At 47.0% G+C, this 23860-nt stretch carries 30 protein-coding genes; 28 read left to right on the forward strand and 2 right to left on the reverse strand.

Annotated features, from left to right (window positions below; genetic code table 11):
- The 27 genes from AAKU61_RS06425 to tatC all read left to right on the forward strand — a co-directional run.
- The coding region (locus tag AAKU61_RS06425) for a sensor histidine kinase (protein ID WP_354330630.1) at positions 1-832 on the forward strand (832 nt) is incomplete at its 5' end.
- A gap of 10 nt (positions 833-842) precedes the next feature.
- Entirely contained in the window at positions 843-1283 is a 441-nt protein-coding gene (locus AAKU61_RS06430) for a response regulator (protein ID WP_322121076.1), read from the forward strand.
- A 25-nt stretch (positions 1284-1308) separates the two neighbouring features.
- Entirely contained in the window at positions 1309-3027 is a 1719-nt protein-coding gene (locus AAKU61_RS06435) for a putative bifunctional diguanylate cyclase/phosphodiesterase (RefSeq protein ID WP_354330632.1), read from the forward strand.
- A 317-nt stretch (positions 3028-3344) separates the two neighbouring features.
- Positions 3345-4178: an ABC transporter ATP-binding protein gene (locus AAKU61_RS06440; RefSeq protein ID WP_354330634.1), complete on the forward strand. Its 834-nt coding sequence runs from the start codon at positions 3345-3347 to the stop codon at positions 4176-4178.
- The gene (mlaE, locus tag AAKU61_RS06445) at positions 4175-4942 is read left to right on the forward strand and encodes a lipid asymmetry maintenance ABC transporter permease subunit MlaE (RefSeq protein WP_354330636.1); all 768 of its coding nucleotides are present in this window, start codon (positions 4175-4177) and stop codon (positions 4940-4942) included. The genes AAKU61_RS06440 and mlaE overlap by 4 nt, the downstream gene beginning before the upstream one ends.
- Before the next feature lie 113 nt (positions 4943-5055).
- Positions 5056-5529: an outer membrane lipid asymmetry maintenance protein MlaD gene (gene mlaD, locus AAKU61_RS06450; protein WP_354330638.1), complete on the forward strand. Its 474-nt coding sequence runs from the start codon at positions 5056-5058 to the stop codon at positions 5527-5529.
- Positions 5526-6302, forward strand: a complete 777-nt coding sequence (locus AAKU61_RS06455; RefSeq protein ID WP_503012587.1) for an MlaA family lipoprotein — start codon at positions 5526-5528, stop codon at positions 6300-6302. The genes mlaD and AAKU61_RS06455 overlap by 4 nt, the downstream gene beginning before the upstream one ends.
- A 110-nt stretch (positions 6303-6412) precedes the next feature.
- The gene (locus AAKU61_RS06460) at positions 6413-7042 is read left to right on the forward strand and encodes an MlaC/ttg2D family ABC transporter substrate-binding protein (RefSeq protein ID WP_354330639.1); all 630 of its coding nucleotides are present in this window, start codon (positions 6413-6415) and stop codon (positions 7040-7042) included.
- 82 nt (positions 7043-7124) lie between these two features.
- A complete protein-coding gene (locus AAKU61_RS06465) occupies positions 7125-7406 on the forward strand; it encodes an STAS domain-containing protein (protein ID WP_322121082.1) in 282 nt (93 codons plus the stop codon).
- A 227-nt stretch (positions 7407-7633) separates the two neighbouring features.
- Positions 7634-8539 (forward strand): ABC transporter ATP-binding protein, encoded by a 906-nt coding sequence (locus AAKU61_RS06470; protein ID WP_354330641.1) that lies wholly within the window; start codon positions 7634-7636, stop codon positions 8537-8539.
- On the forward strand, positions 8536-9291 hold the full coding sequence (locus AAKU61_RS06475) for an ABC transporter permease (RefSeq protein WP_354330643.1): 756 nt from the start codon (positions 8536-8538) through the stop codon (positions 9289-9291). Before AAKU61_RS06470 ends, AAKU61_RS06475 begins: the two co-directional genes overlap by 4 nt.
- Before the next feature lie 23 nt (positions 9292-9314).
- Complete coding sequence (locus AAKU61_RS06480) at positions 9315-9551, forward strand: BolA family protein (RefSeq protein WP_354330645.1); 237 nt, start codon at positions 9315-9317, stop codon at positions 9549-9551.
- Positions 9551-10801, forward strand: a complete 1251-nt coding sequence (gene murA, locus AAKU61_RS06485) for a UDP-N-acetylglucosamine 1-carboxyvinyltransferase (RefSeq protein WP_354330647.1) — start codon at positions 9551-9553, stop codon at positions 10799-10801. The genes AAKU61_RS06480 and murA overlap by 1 nt, the downstream gene beginning before the upstream one ends.
- Positions 10801-11448, forward strand: a complete 648-nt coding sequence (hisG, locus tag AAKU61_RS06490) for an ATP phosphoribosyltransferase (protein ID WP_354330649.1) — start codon at positions 10801-10803, stop codon at positions 11446-11448. The genes murA and hisG overlap by 1 nt, the downstream gene beginning before the upstream one ends.
- Before the next feature lie 12 nt (positions 11449-11460).
- Positions 11461-12822: a histidinol dehydrogenase gene (hisD, locus tag AAKU61_RS06495; protein WP_354330651.1), complete on the forward strand. Its 1362-nt coding sequence runs from the start codon at positions 11461-11463 to the stop codon at positions 12820-12822.
- A gap of 4 nt (positions 12823-12826) precedes the next feature.
- Positions 12827-13600 (forward strand): DNA-methyltransferase, encoded by a 774-nt coding sequence (locus AAKU61_RS06500; protein WP_354330653.1) that lies wholly within the window; start codon positions 12827-12829, stop codon positions 13598-13600.
- A 161-nt stretch (positions 13601-13761) separates the two neighbouring features.
- Positions 13762-14841 carry a histidinol-phosphate transaminase gene (hisC, locus tag AAKU61_RS06505; protein WP_354330655.1) on the forward strand — a complete coding sequence of 360 codons (1080 nt, stop codon included), beginning with the start codon at positions 13762-13764 and terminating at the stop codon, positions 14839-14841.
- A gap of 82 nt (positions 14842-14923) precedes the next feature.
- The gene (hisB, locus tag AAKU61_RS06510) at positions 14924-15520 is read left to right on the forward strand and encodes an imidazoleglycerol-phosphate dehydratase HisB (RefSeq protein WP_322121091.1); all 597 of its coding nucleotides are present in this window, start codon (positions 14924-14926) and stop codon (positions 15518-15520) included.
- 129 nt (positions 15521-15649) lie between these two features.
- Positions 15650-16300 (forward strand): imidazole glycerol phosphate synthase subunit HisH, encoded by a 651-nt coding sequence (gene hisH / locus AAKU61_RS06515; protein WP_354330657.1) that lies wholly within the window; start codon positions 15650-15652, stop codon positions 16298-16300.
- Positions 16301-16366: 66 nt separating this feature from the next.
- Complete coding sequence (gene hisA / locus AAKU61_RS06520; protein ID WP_322121093.1) at positions 16367-17152, forward strand: 1-(5-phosphoribosyl)-5-[(5-phosphoribosylamino)methylideneamino]imidazole-4-carboxamide isomerase; 786 nt, start codon at positions 16367-16369, stop codon at positions 17150-17152.
- A gap of 2 nt (positions 17153-17154) precedes the next feature.
- Positions 17155-17919, forward strand: coding sequence for an imidazole glycerol phosphate synthase subunit HisF (gene hisF, locus AAKU61_RS06525; RefSeq protein ID WP_354330659.1), 765 nt, complete (start codon positions 17155-17157; stop codon positions 17917-17919).
- The gene (gene hisI, locus AAKU61_RS06530) at positions 17916-18317 is read left to right on the forward strand and encodes a phosphoribosyl-AMP cyclohydrolase (RefSeq protein ID WP_322121095.1); all 402 of its coding nucleotides are present in this window, start codon (positions 17916-17918) and stop codon (positions 18315-18317) included. Before hisF ends, hisI begins: the two co-directional genes overlap by 4 nt.
- Positions 18318-18341: 24 nt before the next feature.
- Positions 18342-18680 (forward strand): phosphoribosyl-ATP diphosphatase, encoded by a 339-nt coding sequence (locus AAKU61_RS06535; RefSeq protein ID WP_322121096.1) that lies wholly within the window; start codon positions 18342-18344, stop codon positions 18678-18680.
- A gap of 168 nt (positions 18681-18848) precedes the next feature.
- On the forward strand, positions 18849-19220 hold the full coding sequence (locus tag AAKU61_RS06540) for a histidine triad nucleotide-binding protein (RefSeq protein ID WP_354330661.1): 372 nt from the start codon (positions 18849-18851) through the stop codon (positions 19218-19220).
- Between the two features lie 68 nt (positions 19221-19288).
- The gene (gene tatA / locus AAKU61_RS06545) at positions 19289-19516 is read left to right on the forward strand and encodes a Sec-independent protein translocase subunit TatA (protein ID WP_322121098.1); all 228 of its coding nucleotides are present in this window, start codon (positions 19289-19291) and stop codon (positions 19514-19516) included.
- A 47-nt stretch (positions 19517-19563) separates the two neighbouring features.
- Positions 19564-20055: a Sec-independent protein translocase protein TatB gene (gene tatB / locus AAKU61_RS06550; protein ID WP_322121099.1), complete on the forward strand. Its 492-nt coding sequence runs from the start codon at positions 19564-19566 to the stop codon at positions 20053-20055.
- Positions 20056-20114: 59 nt separating this feature from the next.
- Positions 20115-20879: a twin-arginine translocase subunit TatC gene (gene tatC / locus AAKU61_RS06555; RefSeq protein ID WP_354330664.1), complete on the forward strand. Its 765-nt coding sequence runs from the start codon at positions 20115-20117 to the stop codon at positions 20877-20879.
- On the opposite strand, the gene AAKU61_RS06560 is transcribed toward tatC, so the two are convergent.
- Together AAKU61_RS06560 and AAKU61_RS06565 are read right to left on the reverse strand one after the other, a co-directional pair.
- Positions 20876-21565, reverse strand: coding sequence for a DUF2461 domain-containing protein (locus AAKU61_RS06560; RefSeq protein WP_354330666.1), 690 nt, complete (start codon positions 21563-21565; stop codon positions 20876-20878). The two genes, tatC and AAKU61_RS06560, sit on opposite strands and share 4 nt — an antisense overlap.
- A gap of 322 nt (positions 21566-21887) precedes the next feature.
- The gene (locus AAKU61_RS06565) at positions 21888-23054 is read right to left on the reverse strand and encodes a Do family serine endopeptidase (protein WP_354330668.1); all 1167 of its coding nucleotides are present in this window, start codon (positions 23052-23054) and stop codon (positions 21888-21890) included.
- A gap of 49 nt (positions 23055-23103) precedes the next feature.
- On the opposite strand from AAKU61_RS06565, the gene AAKU61_RS06570 reads away from it, so the two are divergent.
- A complete protein-coding gene (locus AAKU61_RS06570; protein ID WP_354330797.1) occupies positions 23104-23856 on the forward strand; it encodes a Nif3-like dinuclear metal center hexameric protein in 753 nt (250 codons plus the stop codon).
- Positions 23857-23860: the final 4 nt, after the last annotated feature.

Genomic DNA, 23860 nt, shown 5'->3' on the forward strand with positions numbered 1-23860 from the left:
CATGTCACATGTGCCGCTTCAAACAAGAAAACCAATCGCAACAGTGGCCACACCCATGCTCGACTTTACTGGTTTGGGTATTTTGCAAGAAGCTCAAGAGTTAAATAATTTTACCTATGTCGCCTCACATGACCTGAAGTCGCCGTTAAGAGGCATAGATCAGCTGGCTAACTGGATTTCTGAGGATTTAGCCGATACGCTCAATCCAGACACACAACGGCATTTATATTTAATCAGAAGCCGTATTCAGCGCATGGAGATGTTGCTGGATGATTTACTTGCTTATGCGCGCGTCGGGCGGGCAGATGATGAAATCGTGACAGTCGATACCCGCGTATTGGTAAGCGATATTTTTGAATTACTCAAAACTAGTGGGGCAATTCGATTGGAGGCCGCAGACGATTTACCTACTGTCCAAACACGAAAAGTCCCTTTGAATTTGGTGCTCCGTAATCTAATCAGTAATGCGATAAAACATCACAACAAGCCGGATGGGCGTATTTTTGTCGGAGCAAAGATTATTGCCGTGAGTGTAAATAATGAAGCAAACAATCGCCTAAACAACGACGCAAACAATGACGCAAACAAAGGCATCGCTCATTACATAGAGTTCACCGTCAAAGATGATGGCCCAGGTATTGCGCCCGAGCATCAGCAACGCGTATTTGGCATGTTTCAGACTCTTAAGCCACGCGACGAAGTTGAAGGTAGTGGTATCGGTCTGGCGCTGGTAAAGAAAGCGGTTGAATCTGTCGGTGGTACGGTACAGCTGGTTTCTGACGGGCAGACTGGATGCACATTCCGTTTTCTATGGCCTGTCAATATTACTTAATGAGGTCGCCATGCCAGACAAAGCTAAGCGTTATAAAGACGTCACAATCATGCTGGTTGACGATGATGATGTCGACGTCATGGGTGTTGAGCGCGCCCTTAAAAAGTTAAAAATTATCAATCCGGTAGTACGTGCAAGAGATGGCATTGAAGCGCTCGAATTATTACGAATGCCGAATGCCGTTCGTCAGCCGTATTTGATTATGCTGGATCTCAATATGCCCAGAATGAACGGTCTGGAGATGTTGGAGGTACTGCGCAATGATCCATCCCTTTCCAGTGCGGTCGTATTTGTTTTGACCACATCAAAGACGGATGAGGATAAGGTTGCGGCCTACCAAAAGCATGTTGCAGGTTATATCGTCAAAAGTCAGGTCGGCGATGGTTTCTTGCGGGTGATGGAGATGATCGATCATTTCTGGCGGGTGGTCGAACTACCGGTTATGGAGTGAGACAAACAAAACAACAGGTCCAACGATGAATAATTCTTCGCTTCGCTTATTGTTAATTGATGACGATGCACTTGATCGTCAATCCGTGATGCGATCTTTGCGTCAGAGCGCCGTTGTCTGTGAGATCGTTGAGGCAACGAACGCGCAGAGCGGTTTAGCATTTGCTTCAGAGCAGCACTTTGACGCGATTTTGCTAGACTATCGCTTACCTGATCAGGACGGGATTGAGGTTCTTCGGCTACTGAGAAATGGGCCGTTTGAGAGTGTCGTCATCCTGATGCTCAGTGGGGTGGATGACGAACTTATCGCTGAACGTTGTTTGCAGTTAGGAGCGCAGGATTTTTTACTAAAGACTGAGGTTACAGGCAGAGGTTTGATCCGATCAGTACGACAAGCGAGGCAGCGCTATGTTATCGAAAATGAGTTGAAAGAAAGTCGTGAGCAATTACGGCAGTTATCAGAACATGATCAGCTCACCGGCCTGATCAATCGACGGGGATTTGAATTGGCGCTCGAAACCGCAGTAGCTAGGGTACGGAGAAGTAAGAGTAATCTGGCAGTACTGTTACTCGACCTGGATGATTTCAAAAGTGTGAATGACACATTGGGGCACGAAGCTGGCGACAGATTATTGATCGAAATTGCGCGACGATTGGGAACTGTCGTTAGGGGCAGTGATATTTTGTGTCGACTGGGAGGCGATGAGTTCGTCGTGTTGATGACCAATTTTGAGCATGAAGATCAGCCAGCGTTGCTCGCCGATCGTATTGTAGTAATGCTGCAATGTCCGATATCAACGGGAGTGACTGAGCAGATTATTACGACGAGTATCGGTATTGCTTTACTCGATGTATCGACAAATAATGGCGATGATTTGCTCAAATTTGCCGATGTGGCGATGTATCAGGCTAAACAAGATGGACGCAATCAAAGTCGATTCTATTCGGCATCATTGCAAGAGACAGTCGAGTTTCGTAGTTTGATGAAAAACGACCTGTATAAAGCCTTGGATAGGGAGGAATTTCTTGTCTTCTATCAAGCACAAATTAATTCTGTTGATGGATCATTGGGTGGGATGGAGGCATTGGTACGCTGGCAGCATCCGCGTTTTGGTTTGTTATCACCGATTGCGTTTATGTCAGTCGCAGAAGAGACCGGTTTGATTGTCGATATCGGCAACTGGGTTTTGCGGCAGTCTTGCCAGCAGCTTAAAGAGTGGCAACAGCGATTTCCAGCTAAGTGTAGTAACTTAGTGGTTGCTGTTAATTTGTCGGCAATACAGATTAAGCAGATTGGACTGGCGAAACTTGTATTTGATGTGCTTGCCGAATCTGGCTTGGACGCTGGGAATTTAGAATTGGAAATTACTGAAAGTGCTTTAATCAGAGATCCCAGTTCATCCGTCGCGGTACTGTCTGCTATTGCGGAGCAAGGTATTCATTTCTCTCTGGATGATTTTGGAACCGGTTATTCTTCGCTGGATCATTTGAAGTTATTCCCCGTTACCGTTTTGAAAATTGATAAAGGCTTTATTTCTACAATTGGGGATAGTACGAAGAGTGAGCGTCTGTTGATGGCGATTATTGCGTTTGCCAAAGCTTTGGAGATGAAAGTTGTCGCTGAAGGAGTCGAGACTAAAGAGCAAGCAGCTTTTTGTATTCGATATGGTTGCGACTTACTGCAGGGATACTATTATTCGCGGCCAATACCGGCAAACGAGTTTGAAGTAGCATTTTTATTATAAGGATGTACTGTAGTTGCCATACTAATATCTTAAATTCAGTACGATGCCGCCATCAATGCTGTATTTTATAGACAAAATACAAAGACTATTTCAGATTTATTTATATTGCTGACTATAGATTCATTTATTTATTGCCTCTACTAACATAGAAAAATAAATATAAGTTTGTATTCCATTAATAAATAGTATGAATATTTTATAAAAATAAGTTTCTTTGAGAGATTGTTTATTTTAATATTTTATTAGCAAGTAATTGCATTCATGCCTAATTTCTAGTTCTGCATTACAATCTCGACTTTGCAAACTAAAACTCATTTGTGACTAATCTCGTCGAAATTCGTGATTTACACTTTGGCTATGGAGATCGCTCGATTTTATCGGGTCTCCAGATGGATTTTCCACGTCGTAAAGTAATCGCAGTAATGGGCGGGTCGGGCTCTGGCAAGACAACCATTTTGCGTCTGATTGGTGGCCAATTGTTGCCGCAACAAGGATCGGTCACGGTGGATGGGCAAAATGTTCACACTCTGAACACGAAAGATCTATATGTTTTGCGTCGCAAAATGGGTATGTTATTCCAGCACGGTGCCTTGTTCACAGATTTAAGTGTATTTGACAACGTCGCTTTTCCGTTGCGTGAGCATACTGATCTGCCCGACGCGATGCTGCATGATCTGGTACTGATGAAATTGCAAGCAGTCGGTTTGCGCAACGCAGCGCAACTCAAGCCAGCGGAAATCTCAGGTGGTATGGCGCGCCGTGTAGCCTTGGCCAGAGCCGTTGCCTTAGACCCTCAGTTGATTATGTATGACGAGCCTTTTGCCGGATTAGACCCAATTTCTATGGGGGTTACCGCAAACTTAATACGGAACTTGAATGATGCATTAGGGTCTACGTCCATCCTTGTATCGCATGATGTGCATGAATCTTTTGCTATTGCTGACTATGTCTACTTCTTGTCGCAAGGGAAAATCGTTGCACAAGGTTCGCCTGAGGAAATGCGCGCTTCTAACGATCCGTATGTAAAGCAATTTGTACATGCGGAAACTGATGGTCCTGTGCCTTTCCATTATCCTGGCAAATCGTTAGCCGAGGATCTGGGCATCAAATTGGTGACGCAGGGTCAATCTGCTCAAGGGGATGCAAGATGATTACTCGCCTTGGGCAAGCCGTGCGAGAGACTGCGGCCGACGTTGGTTACGCTGCACGCAGTTTTTTTGCGATTTTGTTTAGTTCATTGGGATTATGGCGCAGACCACGTTTAGTGACAGATCAGATTCATTTTATCGGTAATTATTCCTTAGTAATCATCGCGGTGTCTGGTTTGTTTGTTGGTTTTGTATTGGGTTATCAAGGTTTTTATACCTTGAATCGCTATGGTTCTGAAGAGGCTTTGGGATTATTAGTCGCCTTATCTCTGACGCGTGAGCTTGGACCTGTCGTCACCGCTTTGTTATTTGCTGGTCGCGCCGGTACGTCGTTGACGGCAGAAATTGGCTTGATGAAAGCCGGCGAGCAATTGGCTGCGATGGAGATGATGGCGGTAAATCCAATTCAGCGCGTGCTCGCACCTCGTTTTTTAGCTGGTTTGATTGCGATGCCTGTACTGACTGCAATTTTCAATGCTATGGGTGTCATTGGTGGTTATCTGGTTGGCGTTAAGCTGATTGGTGTTGATAATGGTGCTTTCTGGTCGCAAATGCAGGCAGGTGTTGATGTCTTTCAGGATATTGGTAACGGTGTCATCAAAAGTATTGTATTTGGATTCGCAGTCACTTTCGTTGCCTTATTTCAAGGCTACGAGGCTAAGCCTACACCTGAGGGCGTAGCACGTGCGACGACTCGTACGGTAGTAATTTCTTCGTTATTAGTGCTTGCCTTAGATTTTCTGTTGACTGCATTAATGTTTCAATAGCATTTAATTAGTCTAAGTAATTGTTTGGTAGTGCGAGCACAAAAGGGCTTCGAGCGTTTTAAAGAGAATACTCTCCATGTGGACGAGGTTCCTGAATGAATTGGATGGTGTCTATGCAAAAAAAATCATTGGATTTCTGGGTTGGCTTATTTGTTTTATTGGGTGCGGCTGCCTTGCTGTTTCTGGCATTGAAGGCAGGCAATATGAGTACCTTATCTTTTGATAAAACTTACGATGTCGTAACTCGGTTTGATAATATTGGTGGCTTAAAACCGCGCGCAGCTGTCAAGAGTGCTGGCGTGGTAATCGGTCGCGTAGGTAATATTACATTTGACGATAAAACTTACCAGGCAACGGTAACTTTACAACTCGAAAATAAATACAAATTTCCAAAAGATACGTCAGCCAAAATTTTGACGGCAGGTCTTTTAGGTGAGCAATATATAGGCCTAGAACCAGGCGGTGATACCAATAATTTGGTAGCTGGTGACAGAATTAAAATGACTCAATCCGCTGTTGTACTTGAAAATCTGATTAGTCAGTTCTTGTTCAGTAAAGCAGCAGATGGTAAGGATGAAAAAAAATGAAATCCCAAATAAAAATTACTGGATTAGTCTTGGCTTTGACCTTGATTCTCAGTGGATGTGCAACAAATACGGTCAAAGATAGTCTTAAAGATACGGTCAAAGAGATTAAAGATACTACCTCTCAGACTCTCACCAAGATCAGCGTAAAAACCAATATTGGTGATAATCCGCGTGATCCGCTGGAGGGCTTTAATCGCGTGATGTTCAATTTTAACGATGCCATTGATCAGGCAGTTTTAAAACCTACAGCGAAGGCATATCGCGCTGTTTTGCCAAGTTTTGTACAAACTGGTATCAGCAACTTCTTTGGCAATATCGGCGATGTCTGGACCGCGGTGAATGACTTGCTGCAAGGTAAAGTAGCCGAGGGTGTAACTGATGTCATGCGCGTTGCTGTGAATACGACTTTTGGTCTTGGTGGCGTTATTGATATTGGTTCTGCGGCAGGAATGCAAAAACATCGGGAAGATTTTGGTCAGACCTTGGGGACTTGGGGTGTTAAATCAGGTCCTTACTTGGTACTCCCGTTATTAGGTCCTTCAACTCTACGTGATGCGGTAGCTACGCCAGTTGATTACAAAGGTGACCTCTGGTCTTATGTTACGCCAGTTAAGGATCGCAATATTGGCACTGTCGTGCGTTTAGTGGATAAGCGGGCTTCTGTTCTGGATGCGGGCGCGTTGTTAGAAGAAGCTTCGCTCGATCGTTATGTCTTTCTACGCGATGCTTATCTGCAGCGTCGGGCTGGTCAAATTAAAGCCGAGGATGATTGAATCCAAACCGTCACTTTGTAAGTAAATATAAAGGCGGTCAACCAGACCATAGTCTGGGCAGTTAATAACAACATCATTAATACGCTCTTGAGAGCGGGGAAAGTAAAATCATGAAATTATTTAGACAATTTATCTTGTTTATGTTCGCTAGCTTTGCATTTGTTGGCAGTAGCATGGCGGCAGATGAAGCAGCGGATCAATTGGTAAAGCGTTTGAGCCAAGAAATTATGGATATCGCTAAGAGTGACAAAGATATTCAATCCGGCAATCAAAAGCGCGTATATGACTTAGTCGAAACCAAGGTGTTGCCATTCGTTGATTTTCAGCGCATGACTTCGTTGGCTGCAGGTAAAAGCTGGCGCGATGCCACACCAGAACAACAAAAACAGTTGATCAATGAATTCCGTACATTGTTGGTATTCACATACTCGGGAGCGATCTCTCAAATCAAAGATCAGACTTTAGAGTTTAAACCTTTTCGTGCTGCAGCTGAAGACACCGATGTTGAGGTCCGTAGTCAGGTAATACAAAAAAATGGCGAAGCTTTGCAACTCAACTATCGCCTTGAAAAATTGGCGACAGGATGGAAAATCTATGACATCAACGTTTTAGGTGCGTGGTTGGTAGAAACTTACAAAGGCACCTTTACTGCAGAAATTACTAAATCTGGTATCGACGGTTTGATCAAAACTCTGTCTGAGAAAAATAAAAAGTTGGCTGCGGGATCACCAAAGAAATAAGTCTGAAAAGTAAGTTTAATAAATAAGCCAGATAACTAAATTGGCAGTAAAAAATTAGTTAATTCCTGACGGAGTAAGTAATATGTATCAAACAAACCGTGAACTTAGCCTGCAAAATGCCGTGAGCGTGGCGCAGTCCGGTTTGTCTGCGATTTCTCAAGGCGAGACTGAGTTTGATCTGTCTGCATTGGTTGTAGTTGATTCGGCAGCAGTTGCTGTGATGCTTGATTGGCAGCGTGCTGCGAGTCTTAAAAATAAGACTATTCATTTCAAATCTATTCCTTCAAATCTTCTTAGCTTAATCGCCCTTTACGGCATGTCTGAGCTTCTCAGCACTAATCCTTCGCAAGTCGAACGACATTGATCCTGTACTGAAAGTTTTCTCGAACTGTCGGGTTGACAATGTAATAATCGATGTGGTGAGCAAGAAGTCTGCAAAGGCTTAGCGGCTTAATAAGCGCCACAGCGATTGTCATCAGCAATTGCGTCAATCCGGTTCAAGACACGAAAATCCCCTATAATTAAAGGTTTTCGCCATATCTTTGGCGACTCACCGGATAAACGCTAGTCAACAGCGCAATAATTGTCTTCATGGCCGCCATACAAATTACTAATGTTGAAAAACGCTACCAGTCGCTGCAAGCGCTAGGTGGTGTTTCGCTTTCTATTGAAGAAGGTGAATTTTTCGGTTTGCTAGGCCCTAACGGAGCTGGCAAAACAACCTTGATTTCTATCATTGCCGGACTCAATCGTGCAGATTCAGGCCAGGTCAAGATTCAGGGGCATGATGTGGTGACGGATTACCGTGCAGCACGTAAGAACCTTGGTGTTGTGCCGCAAGAACTGGTATTCGATCCGTTCTTTACTGTACGTGAGACCTTGCGTATGCAGTCTGGTTATTTCGGTTTAAAGAATAACGATAAATGGATAGACGAGGTCATGGAGAATCTTGATCTCACCAATAAAGCTGATGTCAATATGCGTGCATTATCTGGCGGTATGAAGCGTCGGGTACTTGTTGCCCAGGCTCTGGTGCATAAGCCGCCTGTGATCGTGTTGGATGAGCCAACTGCTGGCGTTGACGTAGAGTTGCGTCAAACTTTGTGGCAGTTTGTCTCCCGCTTGAACAAAGAAGGCCATACGGTGGTGTTGACCACGCACTATTTAGAAGAAGCTCAGGCGCTTTGCAATCGTATTGCTATGCTAAAAACGGGTAAAGTAGTCGCGCTTGATAGCACTGCCGCGTTGATTAAACGTATCTCAGGATCTCAGCTCAAAGTCACATTAGTCGCTGGACAAGGCGTATTTCCAGAGGGACTTAAAGATCTGGTGACCCATCACTCTGGTGATGAATATGTTTTGCGTGTCACCGAGTATTCGCAAGTTGAGCCTATCCTCGCTGCGATCCGAACTGGTGGCTGTGCGATTGACGATCTGCAACTTCAGCAAGCTGATCTGGAAGATGTCTTCCTGCAAATTATGGGAGATCGTAAATGATTGGTTTTCAAACTCTGTTTTACAAAGAGGTTTTGCGTTTCTGGAAGGTTGCAACCCAGACGATCACTGCGCCAATCATGACGGCCTTACTGTATTTGCTGATTTTTGGTCACGCACTGGAAGAACATGTGCAAGTATACAAAGACGTTAAGTACACTGCATTTTTAGTCCCAGGCTTAGTGATGATGAGCGTGTTGCAAAACGCGTTTGCGAACTCTTCTTCTTCGCTGATTCAATCAAAAATTACTGGTAATCTGGTCTTTATTCTATTGCCACCGTTGTCGCATTGGGAGATGTTCAGTGCCTATGTACTAGCGTCTATCGTGCGTGGTTTAGCGGTTGGTCTTGGCGTATTTGTCGTGACGATCTGGATCACCAACGTCAGTTTTGTCGCGCCCTTATGGATTTTGATGTTCGCTTTTTTAGGCGCAGCAATGTTGGGAACCATGGGCTTGATCGCTGGAATCTGGGCAGAGAAATTTGATCATTTATCTGCTTTCCAAAACTTTTTGATCATGCCAGCGACATTCTTGTCGGGTGTGTTTTATTCCATTCACTCCCTGCCACCGTTATGGCAAACCATTTCGCGCTTTAATCCGTTTTTCTACATGATTGATGGATTTCGCTACGGTTTCTTTGGACAGTCTGACGTTAATCCATTTTTCAGTTTATCGGTCGTATTAGTATTTTTTATTGCATTAGTCGTGATTGCAGTACAGATGCTAAAGCGTGGTTATAAGCTCAGGCACTAATATCGTATTTTGAAAGACTCATCGTGTTTCCAACTCCTGAACAAATTAAAAAATATATTGCCGACGGACTCGCTTGCAGTCATCTGGAAGTCGAAGGCGACGGGCAGCATTTTACGGCAGTGATTGTGTCCGAACTCTTCATCGGTAAGCGTTTGATACAGCGCCATCAATTGGTGTACGCCGCTTTGGGCGACCGCATGCGCGAAGAAATTCACGCACTGTCGATGAAAACTTTAACTCCAGACGAATTTCAAAAATAATGGATAAATTATTGATTACAGGCGGACAACGCCTGAATGGTGACGTCAGCATTTCTGGTGCGAAGAACGCAGCTTTGCCCATTTTGTGCGCAGGTTTATTGAGTTCGGATGATGTCGTTTTGCAAAATGTTCCATCGCTGCAAGATGTGTCCACTATGCTGAAGTTACTCGGCCAGATGGGTTTGCGCATCACACAAGAAAATGGTGTTGTTACCTTGAATGGTGCTGCGATCGACAAGTTGGAAGCACCCTATGACCTGGTAAAAACCATGCGAGCTTCTATCCTGGTCCTGGGCCCTTTGCTGGCGCGTTTCGGCGAGGCAAAAGTATCCCTGCCAGGCGGTTGTGCGATTGGTTCACGTCCTGTTGATCAGCACATCAAAGGCCTGCAAGCTATGGGTGCCGAGATCACAATTGAGGCCGGTTACATCCATGCTAAAGCCAAGCGTTTGAAGGGTACACGTGTCGTCACCGATATGATTACCGTCACAGGTACAGAAAATTTGTTGATGGCAGCTACCTTGGCTGAGGGCGAAACCATACTGGAAAACGCGGCACGCGAACCCGAGGTCACTGACCTTGCCCATTTATTGGTGGCTATGGGTGCCAAGATCGAAGGCATAGGCACAGATCGTCTGGTTATCCAGGGTGTTGATCGCTTGCATGGCGCGGCTCACGCCGTGATTGCAGACCGGATTGAAACTGCAACCTTCCTTTGCGCAGTCGCGGCAGCAGGTGGCGACATCACCTTAAAAAATGTACGTAGCGATATTCTGGATGTGGCATTAGATAAGTTGCGTGAAGCCGGCGTCATCCTGACCAGTGGCACAGATTGGATACGCGCACAAATGGGCGCACGTCCTAAGGCCGTCAGTTTCCGTACCACCGAATATCCCGGCTTTCCTACCGATATGCAGGCGCAGTTTATGGCGGTTAATTGCATCGCCCAGGGTAGCAGCCGCGTGACTGAAACGATCTTTGAAAATCGTTTTATGCACGTACAAGAAATGAATCGCTTGGGCGCACATATAGAAATCGATGGCCACACTGCGATGATTTCCGGCGTTGATAAACTGGTCGGCGCTCCAGTCATGGCGACAGACTTACGCGCTTCGGCGTCGCTGGTCATTGCCGGTCTGGCTGCTGAGGGCGAAACCCTGATAGACCGTATTTACCATCTAGATCGAGGTTACGATCGGATGGAAGTCAAATTGTCCGGTGTCGGTGCATTAATTAAGCGAGTCAAATAATGTCGACCCAATTGACCCTGGCGCTCTCCAAAGGTCGTATTTTTGAAGAGACTCTGCCGTTATTAGAAGCTGCCGGTATCCGCGTGACCGAAGATCCAGAGAAGTCGCGCAAGTTGATTTTAGCGACCAACGATCCTCATGTACGTGTGATTATTGTCCGTGCTTCTGATGTGCCAACCTATGTGCAATATGGTGCAGCGGATTTGGGCGTGGCAGGTAAGGATGTTCTGCATGAGCACGGTGGGGAAGGCTTATACCAGCCTTTGGATTTGGACATTGCTAAATGCCGCATGTCAGTCGCGGTATCGGTCGGTTTTGATTATGCCAACGCGGTACGTCAGGGTGCACGCCTGCGGGTCGCAACGAAATATACCGAAACCGCTCGTGAGCATTTTGCCAGCAAAGGCGTACACGTTGATTTGATCAAACTGTATGGCTCCATGGAACTGGCTCCGTTAGTCGGTTTGTCCGATGCCATCGTTGATCTGGTCAGTACCGGCAACACCTTGATTGCGAATAATCTGGTTGAGGTTGAACACATCATGGATATTTCTTCCCGACTGGTGGTCAACCAAGCTGCTTTAAAAATGAAACGTGAGCGCTTGCAACCTATCCTTGAAGCATTTGAGCGCGCCACTAAAAAATAGATCGAGAACATCATGTCGTCCAATTCTTCTGCTTATTCTTCACCACAGCCATCTTCCATCAGCTCGCTTCCGATCCGAAAATTAGACGCCAGCGCACCAGGATTCGCACAGACGCTTAGTGCCTTGCTAGCGTTTGAAGCCAGTGAAGATGCCGCAATTGATCAGGCAGCGGCACAGATTTTGGCGGAAGTAAAAAAACATGGTGATGCGGCAGTGCTCGCTGCAACGAACCGGTTTGACCGCTTGCAGGCAAGCAGTATGGGTGCATTGGAATTGACTCAGCAAGAGATGCATGCGGCATTGGCATCGCTGACGGCAGAGCGTCGTCACGCGTTAGAGGCCGCCGCAGCCAGAGTACGTGCTTACCACGAACAGCAAAAAATTGAATGCGGCTCAGCGGGCTTTAGCTATACCGAGGCCGACGGCACAGTGCTTGGTCAAAAAGTGACACCCTTAGATCGAGTTGGACTTTACGTTCCGGGTGGCAAGGCTGCCTATCCCTCATCGGTATTGATGAATGCGATTCCGGCTAAAGTCGCCGGAGTCAAAGAAATTATCATGGTCGTACCAACGCCTGATGGCATCAAAAATCCTTTGGTATTGGCTGCCGCCGCGATTGCTGGCGTAGACCGTGTCTTCACTATTGGCGGTGCTCAAGCGGTTGGTGCTCTGGCCTACGGTACCGAGACCATTCCCCAAGTAGATAAAATTGTCGGGCCCGGCAATGCCTATGTTGCTGCGGCCAAGCGCCGTGTCTTCGGTACGGTGGGTATTGATATGATCGCAGGCCCCTCTGAGATTTTAGTAATTTGCGACGGCAGCACTGATCCAGACTGGATCGCCATGGATTTGTTCTCGCAAGCAGAGCATGATGAGCTGGCGCAATCTATTTTGCTATGTCCTGATGCCGCCTACATTAATGCCGTACACGCCAGCATTGATAAATTATTGCCGACCATGCCGCGTCAGGAAGTCATTCGTACTTCATTGACTAACCGTGGAGCTTTGATCAAGGTCAAAGACATGCAACAAGCCTGCGATATTGCGAACGATATTGCGGCAGAACATTTAGAGATTTCTACTGAAAATCCCCAGCAGTGGGCGGACAAAATTCGCCATGCCGGTGCGATGTTCTTAGGACGTTTTTCGTCGGAAGCGCTGGGGGACTACTGCGCCGGACCAAACCATGTATTGCCGACCTCACGTACTGCACGGTTCTCATCACCGCTTGGCGTGTACGATTTTCAAAAACGTTCATCAATCATCTACGTTAGCGAACAGGGCGCACAAACCTTGGGTCGCGTTGCCGCAGAGTTAGCGTATGGCGAAGGCTTGCAAGCGCATGCACGCAGCGCCGAATTGCGCTTGAAATGACGTCATGACAGATCTGGTGAGCAGTTGGCGTAATCAGATATTTTGTGAGGATGCGCTGATCGGTTTAGCGCGTATTCCCGATGCCAGCGTTGATTTGTTGCTGGCAGATCCACCTTACGGATTGGGTAAGGATTACGGCAACGATTCAGACAAAATGGCATCCGCTGACTATCTTGCCTGGACAGAGCAATGGATTGACACAGCTTTGCCTAAGCTAAAAGAAAACGGCAGTCTGTACATTTTTTTGACCTGGCGCTACTCACCTGAGATTTTTGTCATGCTCAAACAGCGCATGAGCATGATGAATGAAATTATCTGGGACAGACGGGTGCCGTCGATGGGGGGCAGTGTGCGCAAGTATTCATCTGTGCACGACAGCATCGGTTTTTTCGTTAAGGCGAAAGATTATTACTTTGATCTGGACGCCATCCGCATTCCCTACGACGCCGTGACTAAAAAGGCACGTAGCCGCAAGATTTTTGAGGGCGCGAAATGGCTGGAACTGGGCTACAACCCAAAAGATATTTGGAGCGTATCCCGCCTACATCGTGAACATGCCGAACGGGAAGATCATCCAACCCAGAAACCACTAGAGATTATTGAGCGCATGATCAAAGCCTCATGCCCGGTTGGCGGCGTTGTCTTAGATCCGTTTATGGGCAGCGGCACCACGGCGGTAGCTGCGAGAAATTGTGGTCGTGACTTCGTCGGCTTTGAATTGAATCAGGATTATTGCGAGCGGATTGTAGAGCGCTTGAGTCGTCTGGAAGCTGCTTGAATTTATGCTCAGAATTGATCATTAAATTTACCTGCTAAAACCCAGCGTTCAGAACTTGAATCTGAACCTATAATTGAGTAAAAATAGGGGAGTATGCGACTAAATAGCATACATAGTTCAGATAATGTATGGACGATTAAAAATACAAGTGGGAGTATATTTTGTCATTGATTGAAAATATTATTCGTTCTGACGTGCGCGCGTTGTCTGCCTACCATGTGCAGGACTCCGCCGGTTTCGTCAAACTCGATGCCATGGAAAATCCCTACACGCTGCCGGAGTCTCTGCGTTTGGAACTGGCACAACGTTTGTCTGAAGTGGCTTTAAACCGTTACCCCATTCCGTCTTATTCCGCGTTAAAAGCCGCCATCAGCGACAAGCTTGGCGTCCCGGTAGGTTTTGATGTCGTCCTTGGCAATGGCTCTGATGAGCTGATCAGTATGGTCTCGGTTGCCTGCGCCAAGCCAGGTGCAAAAGTGTTGGCACCTATCCCAGGTTTTGTGATGTATGCGATTTCTGCACGTTTCGCCGGGCTAGAATTTATCGGCGTGCCGTTTCATCCTGATTTCAGCTTAGACAAAGCCGCTATGCTGGCCGCGATCGCAGAACATCGTCCTGCAATTATCTATCTGGCTTACCCGAATAATCCGACCGGCACCTTGTTTAATACCGGTGAGATGGAAGAAATTCTGCACGCGGTCGGCGACAGTGGCGTGGTGATTGTGGACGAAGCCTATCAACCTTTTGCACAAACCAGTTTTATGCCACGTCTGGCCGAATTCGATAATCTGGTTGTGATGCGTACCGTATCGAAGCTCGGCCTAGCTGGTATCCGCCTCGGTTACATGTCGGGCAACAACGCGCTGATGCAAGAGTTCGAAAAAGTCCGGCCACCTTACAACATCAATGTCCTGACGCAAGCCGCGGCAGAGTTTGTGCTGGAGCATGCAGATATTCTGGATGCGCAAGCAGCTGAATTACGTCACCAGCGCAGTGAGCTCAGCGCAGCCTTGGCGGCATTGCCGGGCGTGCAAGTGTTTCCATCAGCGGCAAATTTCCTACTGATACGCGTGACAAAAGCGGAACAAGTCTTTGCCAAATTGCTGGAACAAAAAATTTTAGTCAAAAATGTAGGTAAAATGCATGGGCTGCTGGAAAACTGCTTGCGTATCACCGTCAGTAATCCGCAGGAAAACGCCTTATTTCTCGCGGCTTTTAAAGCATCCTTGGTTGCTTCATAGTTAGGCTCAGTCTTAAAGCCCGACTTTTATAAAGCCGCAAACTAAAGACCAGACCACCGGTTCAAATTCAAAGATCAAAATCATGCAAGCCCAACGCACTGCTGAAGTAAGCCGCAATACTAACGAAACTCAGATCCGCGTCGCCATCAATATTGACGGAACCGGAAAGCAAAAGCTCAATACGGGCGTTCCCTTTCTGGATCACATGCTGGATCAGATTGCCCGTCATGGTTTAATCGATCTGGAAATTGAAGCCGTCGGTGATTTGCATATCGATGCACACCATACGGTAGAAGATGTCGGTATTACGCTCGGTCAGGCATTTGCAAAAGCTATCGGTGACAAAAAAGGTATTCGTCGTTACGGTCATTCTTATGTGCCGCTAGATGAAGCTTTATCGCGTGTGGTGATTGATTTTTCCGGTCGCCCTGGACTAGAGTTCCACGTACCGTTTAAGCGCGCCATGATAGGGTCGTTCGATGTCGATTTGACCCATGAATTTTTTCAGGGTTTTGTGAACCACGCGTTGGTATCTTTGCATATCGATAATCTACGTGGCGATAATGCTCACCATCAATGCGAAACCGTCTTCAAGGCCTTTGGCCGAGCCTTGCGTATGGCGGCTGAATTAGATGCGCGCGCTGCTGGTACCATTCCATCGACCAAAGGCAGCTTGTAATTCTGTTTGAATCAAATCTGAATCAAACCAGAATCTCAGGCCTTACATTTGCTGCTTAAGATGTCTTTGAATTTGATTCTGAATTTATTCTTTAAATTGCTAAATCATTAGCCAAATAAACTCATCAGCATGAATAAAATTGTTGTAGTCGATTACGGCATGGGCAATTTGCGCTCAGTAGCGCAAGCCCTGCGTGCAGTCGCGCCGGACGCCGATGTCAAAATTTCTGGCGAGATCACCGATATCCAAAGTGCCGATCGCCTGGTGTTGCCAGGCCAGGGCGCGATGCCCGATTGCATGCGCAGTCTGCGCGAATCCGGTGTGCAAGAGGCAGTATTGCAAGCTGCGCGTAGCAAACCGCTGTTTGGCGTTTGCGTAGGTGAGCAAATGCTGTTTGATCTGAGCGATGAAGGCAATACGCCGGGATTGGGTTTATTGCCTGGCAAAGTAGTGCGTTTTGCGCTGGACGGTCAGCTACAAGATGACGGGTCGCGTTTTAAAGTGCCGCAAATGGGGTGGAATAAAGTCAGGCAAGCACGGACGCAAGGCCAAGTACATGCGCTCTGGCAAGATATTGCCGATGAGGCTTATTTCTATTTTGTTCATAGTTACTATGCTCAGCCAGCCGATGTGGCACACACAGTCGGAACTACCGACTATGGCACGCCGTTCGCCTGTGCAGTTGCAAGAGATAATATTTTTGCCACGCAATTCCATCCTGAAAAGAGTGCACATGCTGGCTTGCAACTATACAAAAACTTTGTACACTGGAACCCTTAAGCTTGTGATACCGTCAAACTGATTTACCCATTTATTCTGTCTTTAATTACTTAACTTTATACAGCCATGCTGCTCATTCCTGCTATCGACCTGAAAGACGGTCACTGCGTACGCCTTAAACAAGGTGATATGAACCAAGCCACCGTGTTCTCCGAAGACCCCGCCGAGATGGCGCGTCATTGGCTAGAGCAAGGCGCAAGACGACTACATCTGGTCGATCTGAACGGAGCTTTCGCAGGTAAGCCAAAAAATGAAACAGCAGTCAAAGCTATTTTGAAGGCGGTGCGTGAGTTTGCGGAAGAAAATGATATTGATGAAATCCCGGTGCAACTCGGTGGCGGTATACGTGATCTGGATACGATAGAGCGTTATCTGGATGACGGTATCAGCTACATCATCATCGGCACCGCAGCAGTCAAAAATCCTGGATTTCTGGCAGATGCCTGTGGTGCCTTCCCAGGACAAATTATTGTCGGTATTGACGCCAAAGATGGCAAGGTCGCTACCGATGGCTGGAGCAAACTGTCGGGTCATGAAGTCATCGATCTGGCGAAAAAATTTGAAGGTTACGGCGTCGAGTCGATTATTTATACCGACATCGGCCGCGATGGCATGATGGGCGGCGTCAATATCGAAGCCACAGTCAAGCTGGCGCAAGCTGTGAGTATTCCGGTGATTGCATCTGGCGGCGTCCATAATCTGCAAGATGTTGAAGCCTTGTGCGCGGTGCAAGGCGAGGGGATAGAAGGCGTGATTTGTGGCCGTTCTATTTACGAAGGCACATTAGATCTTGCCAGCGCACAGGAACGCGCCGATGAATTTGATGACATAGACGATAGCGAAGAAAATTAAGTATGGCTTTAGCAAAGCGCATTATCCCTTGTCTTGACGTGACTGCTGGTCGTGTCGTCAAGGGCATCAATTTTCAGGAACTGCGTGACGCCGGTGATCCAGTTGAGATTGCGCGCCGCTATGATGGACAAGGCGCTGATGAAATTACCTTTCTTGATATCACCGCGTCCAGTGACGGACGCGATTTAATTTTGCCGATTATCGAGGCAGTCGCGTCACAAGTATTTATTCCTTTAACGGTGGGTGGTGGCGTACGCACTGTGGCCGATGTGCGTCGCTTATTAAATGCCGGTGCAGATAAGATTGGCATCAACACATCTGCGGTGACCAATCCGCAATTGGTGTTTGAAGCATCGCAAAAATACGGATCACAGTGCATTGTTGTGGCGATTGACGCAAAACAAACGGCGCCTGGAAAATGGGAAGTCTTTACGCATGGCGGTCGCAACGCCACTGGCTTAGATGCAGTGGAGTGGGCGCAAAATATGGCACGCTTGGGCGCTGGAGAAATTCTGCTGACTAGTATGGACAGAGATGGCACCAAGATTGGTTTTGACCTGGGACTGACACGTGCAGTGTCGGACGCAGTCTCAATACCGGTGATCGCTTCCGGTGGCGTTGGTGGTCTACAAGACTTAGCCGACGGCATCAAAATCGGTGGCGCTGATGCGGTACTCGCCGCAAGTATTTTCCATTATGGACAACATACCGTGCAAGAAGCCAAGAAATTCATGGCAGCACAACAGATTTCAATGAGACTGTCATGAGCGCGTCAAAATGGTTGAATAAAGTGCGCTGGGACGATCAAGGTCTGGTACCTGTGATTGCGCAAGAAGCATCCAGCAATGATGTGCTGATGTTTGCCTGGATGAACCGCGATGCACTAACCAAAACAGTGGAATTAGGCGAGGCCGTTTACTGGAGCCGTTCGCGTAAAAAGTTATGGCACAAAGGTGAAGAATCCGGTCATGTTCAAAAGGTATTAGAGATACGCCTGGATTGTGATGAAGACGTGGTATTGCTCAAAATAGAACAAGTCGATAGCATCGCTTGCCATACGGGTCGCCATTCTTGCTTCTTCCAAAAGTTTGAAGGTGGCGTCAATGACGGTGACTGGGAGGCAGTTGATCCGGTCTTAAAAGACCCAGAAACCATCTACAAATAATGACCAGTAATCAGAAAAGATTGTATGAGTGAAACCTTAAAGCGACTGTCTGAAGTCATTGAGAGCCGCAAAGCTGCTAACGGCGGCGACCCGGCAACTTCGTATGTCGCGCGTTTGTTTTCCAAGGGCGACGACGCGATACTCAAAAAAATTGGCGAAGAAGCGACCGAAACTGTAATGGCCGCCAAAGATGCCCGTGTATCAGGTGACAAATCTAAAGTCTTGTATGAATGTGCCGATCTCTGGTTTCATTCCATGGTCTTGCTGGCACAGTTTGATTTGACACCGCAAGATGTCTTGAATGAGTTGGCAAGACGCGAAGGCTTATCTGGTATCGAGGAAAAAGCTTCCCGCCCAGATTAAGTTAGAACTTACGCGAAATCGCCCCAGCTGCGTTGCAGCGCCTAGTCGTACTAAAGTACTGCCTTCGTCGCTACGCCTTGCTGGGACAATTTGGCATAAGTCCTATAAGAATTTAAGCAAATTTTTTAACTGTATTTCAACCGTCTTGCACAACAATATGAGGACACCGTGAGTAACTGTATTTTCTGTAAAATTGTGGCAAAACAAATTCCGTCTAGTGTGGTTTATGAAGACGAAGAGTTTCTGGCGTTTAAAGATATTAATCCTGCTGCTCCGGTGCATTTTTTAATTATTCCCAAGCAGCATGTAGAAACTCTGGCGCAAACAACTCCGGAGCATGCAGGCATGTTGGGGCGGATGTTAGCGCTGACGCCTAAATTGGCGCAAGAGCAAGGTTGCGGTCTCACGCAAGATATCGATGGTAACGTCAGTGGTGGTTACAAGACGCTGATCAACACCGGACCGGATGGCGGGCAAGAGGTGTATCATCTTCATTTACATGTGATTGGCGGTCCGCAGCCATGGCGCGGTCAGCGATAGTTCCGCATCAACCGCTTCTTATAGATCAATAATTTGTCTGAGCGTTCACGCTCGTTTTAGGAGATATCATGGGTTCATTCAGTATTTGGCACTGGTTAATTGTGTTGGTCATTGTGATGCTGGTATTCGGCACCAAAAAAATTGGCAACATCGGGTCCGATCTTGGCAAGGCTGTCAAAGGTTTTAAAGACGGCGTCAAGGGCGAAGAAGAGAAGGCTGCAGACGCACAAAAAGTCGCGGATAAAACATCGGGTACAACAATTGATGTTGATGCTAAAGAAAAATCCAAGCTCTGATGTTGCTACCTCAGATTGCTAGCCTCTGGTTTTAAAAGACACCACTCATGATAGATCTTGGCATCAGTAAGTTGGCGTTAATTGGCGTGGTTGCTTTAATCGTAATCGGTCCTGAAAAACTGCCAAAAGTAGCGCGTATGGCTGGCACTTTATTTGGTCGTGCCCAACGTTACATCAACGAAGTGAAATCGGAAGTCAGTCGTGAGATTGAGCTTGATGAGTTGCGTCAGATGCATAAAGATGCGCAAGAGGCAGTGCAGGACGTCGGGCAGTCGATTGCTAAAGGTTTGTCTGAAACGCAGAACGATATCCGCTCTGCCTGGCAAGATCCAGAAACGGATTCTTCCTTGCTCAATCCACCCAGCGTGAGTCATCTGGCTTTTAAGGCAAAAGATTTCCGTCGTAAAAAGATCGCTAAGACATCAGCAATTCCTGCCTGGTATAAAAATCGTCATGGCGGTCGCAGTCATGTGATGTCCGGCGCGGCGCGGGTTGCCAAGTTCAGAGCAAAACGCAATTCTTCCGCCAGTTTCTTTTAAATGACATGCCTTATCGCTAGTCATATCATTTTCCACATTGTTATAGGTTCTGCACCAGCATGAGTGACCCACAAGTATCGGGAGTTGAAGACACGTTTATCTCGCATCTGGTCGAATTGCGTGATCGGCTGGTCAAAGCATCGATCGGTATTGCGATTGTCTGTGCGGCTTTGTTTGCCTGGCCCGGGCCTTCTGCCATTTATGATTTTCTGGCGAAGCCGATGATTGCATCCTTGCCTGTTGGTGCCAAGATGATTGCGACGGGTGTGATTTCTCCTTTTCTGGTACCGATGAAAGTGACCTTGCTTTTAGCGTTTATGCTGGCGCTACCATGGGTGTTGTATCAAGTCTGGGCATTTGTCGCGCCTGGTTTATATTCGCATGAGAAAAGGTTGGTGGCGCCTTTAGTGATTTCCTCTTCACTGCTGTTTTTTTCTGGCGTGGCGTTTTGTTATTTCTTCGTGTTTGGGCGCGTATTTAAATTCATCAGCGAGTTTGCACCGACCTCAATTACCGTTTCGCCGGACATAGAAAATTACCTCGATTTTGTGATGTCGATGTGCCTTGCCTTTGGCATGACATTTGAAGTGCCGATTGTGGTCGTGGTGTTGGTACGCATGGGACTGGTATCGGTAGAGCAGTTGAAGGCGATGCGTCCTTACATCATCGTCGGCGCCTTTGTGGTTGCCGCGATTGTGACGCCACCTGACATAGTCAGCCAGTTCTCACTGGCATTGCCGATGTGGTTTTTATTTGAATTGGGTTTGCTGGTGGCTCCGATCTTTGTCAAAGCCACGCAAGCACCGGATGAAGTCCCTGATTAGTCTTGGGCCACGCTACTAGCGGCGGTGCGCAACCAGCTGACCAGGGGATAGGCTGCCTTAAAACCTTCGGTGACAATTTCCCCCATTTGTTCTGGCGTGGTTTCATCCAGCGTAAACTCGGTCCAGACCATAAAATTCTTCAGCTTAATTTGCTCGATGTGCGGCGATTCTGGATCAAAGCCTTTGGGCGGCCGGGTTAATTTCCCTTCCTCTTGCAAGCTACCAAAAATTTGTTTCAGCCCTTTATTTTTTAAGACTTTAGAAAAACCCTCTGGATCAGCCAGGATCTGATTGCGGATGGCGCGCAAGCGATCCGATGGCGGCATGTATTCGCCCACAGCGAAGAACAATCGTCCCGTCGCATCAATCTGAAAATAATAAGCAGGGCCACCACCTTCGCTAGGTTTCTTGCGACCGCTAGGCAAAATCGAGGCGGAGAAGGTGGTCTTGTAAGGCGATTTATCTGCAGAAAAGCGCATGTCGCGGTTGATACGGAACAAAGCTTTTTTGGGCTCGCAACCAATGATCGCCGGATCAAATTTGCTGATTTTAGCGATCAGATCAGTCACGAGTTCTAAAAATTCAGCGCGTAAAATATCGTAGCGAGGCTTGTTCATGACGAACCAGGCGCGGTTATTGTTTTCGGATAATTCGAACAGAAAGCGTTTTAAATCACGGATATGCATTGCGTGCCTTTGCGTCTTTTAAGTGCTGGTGAACCATGTATTAAATGTATATTTTTTATTGTGTAGTGCAGGGATGTAAAGCAAACCCCATGCATTGTTTAAATAATTGAATTGATCAAAATTCGTGCCAATTTCAATATACTCCCCCTCATTTTTATGAAAAATGCCGTATTGTCCAGTAAATGATTGGACAATTAAATATACATGGTGGGAGTATATTTAATGTTCACTAGCAGGCTGATTATGTATTTTAGATAAAATATTGGCTAAATCATACTAGCGCAGCAGCATATTAACTTTTTCCATTAGTGCGCGGAGTCGCTTATTCTTCTCGTTTTAGAACCGGGCGCTTGCCTATAAATACTTCAAACGTTGATTCTGCGGTATTGCGTAAAACGGCAATTTTAGCTTTTTGGTTGGGTGGCAATTGCGCAATCAGATTCAGCATTTCGGTAGTGTCGGCGACCGGTTTGCCTTCAATCGCCAGCAAAATATCACCCGGCTTGATGCCTGCTTTATCCGCTGGCCCACCACGAATTACGCCCGCAATAATCGCACCGGATTTTTGTTTGATGCCAAAACTTTCTGCCAGTTCTGGTGTGATGTCTTGCGGTTCTACGCCGATCCAGCCGCGCACGACTTGCCCATTTTTGATAATCGATTCCATCACTGTTTTGATGGTGGTTACAGGAATTGCAAAGCCTATCCCCAGCGAGCCGCCGCTGCGGGAATAGATCGCAGTATTAATTCCTAATAAATTGCCGTTGACATCGACCAATGCGCCGCCCGAGTTGCCGGGATTGATCGCAGCATCGGTCTGGATAAAATTTTCAAAGGTATTGATGTCGAGATGATTGCGTCCCAGCGCAGAGATAATTCCCATCGTCACTGTTTGGCCCACGCCAAACGGATTACCGACCGCCAGCACCACATCACCGACGCTTGCTTGTTCGGGATGTCCTAATGTGATTGCAGGCAAATCCGGCAAATCAATTTTAATCACAGCCAAATCGGTCTCTGGATCAGTGCCTATGACTTTGGCAATCGATTTGCGCCCATCGGCTAACACGATATCAATTTCTTCAGCAGCTTCGACCACATGGTTGTTGGTCAGGATATAGCCCTCTGGACTGAGAATAACGCCAGAGCCAAGGCTGACTTGTTTTTCCGCTTGTTGATTCTGCTGGTCGCCAAAAAAGCGCTTTAGGAATGGATCGTTCAGCAAGGGATTATTTGTTTGCTTTGCCTCTTTTGAAGTGTAAATATTGACCACCGATGGCATCGCGCGCTTGGCCGCATTTCGATACGAACTTTGGCTGGCGACAGAATTTGCAGGTACTTCTTGCATTGTGACTGTGGACGCCATGCGCAGGCTTTGATTGCCGCTGAACCCCTTGTTTGCCCATTCTGGTTTTAAGGTGGTTACAATAAACCAGAGTGCTAAAGCCACCGTAATGGTTTGCGCAAATAAGAGCCAGAGACGTCGCATAGAGGAACCAGAAAAAATGAATCAAGTGAAAATGACACAGCCGCAATCAGTGACGAGAGCAAAGCTATCGGACTATTTGGCAGAAGAGCTACAGATTAACCGCTTTCGTGATTATTGCCCAAATGGCGTGCAGGTGGAAGGGCGTGAACAGATTAAACGTATCGTGACCGGGGTCACGGCCAGTTTGGCGCTGCTGGAAAAAGCGGTTCATTTAAAAGCCGATGCGATCTTGGTACACCACGGTTATTTTTGGCGCGGCGAAGACATGCGAGTCATCGGGCAAAAGCACAAGAGGTTAAAGCTGTTGCTAGAGCATGATATTTCTTTGTTCGCCTACCATTTGCCGTTGGACATGCATGCTCAGCTCGGTAATAACGCACAACTGGCGCAGCAATTGAGCTTGTTACCAAAAGCGCGATTTGGTGAGGATGATCTGGGCTGGATCGGCATCGCTGAGGACGCCTCTCTGCGTACCGTCGGACAACTGGTCGCACAAATTGAAGCACGCCTGGGCCGCAAGCCTTTGTTGATTGGTGATCCAGAGCAGCTAGTCGCTAAGATCGCATGGTGTACCGGCGCGGCACAAAACATGCTGGATCAGGCGATCAGTGCCGGTGCCAGTGTCTACTTAAGTGGAGAAATTTCTGAACCCACCGTGCATCTGGCACGTGAGTCTGGCGTGGCTTATCTGGCATGCGGACATCATGCGACTGAACGATACGGCATACAGGCTTTGGGACAACACCTGGCTGAGAAGTTTGGGTTAGCGCATCATTTTGTCGATATCGATAATCCAGTTTGATATA

Source organism: Undibacterium sp. GrIS 1.2 (assembly GCF_040544435.1).
Classification (GTDB): Bacteria; Pseudomonadota; Gammaproteobacteria; order Burkholderiales; family Burkholderiaceae_D; genus Undibacterium.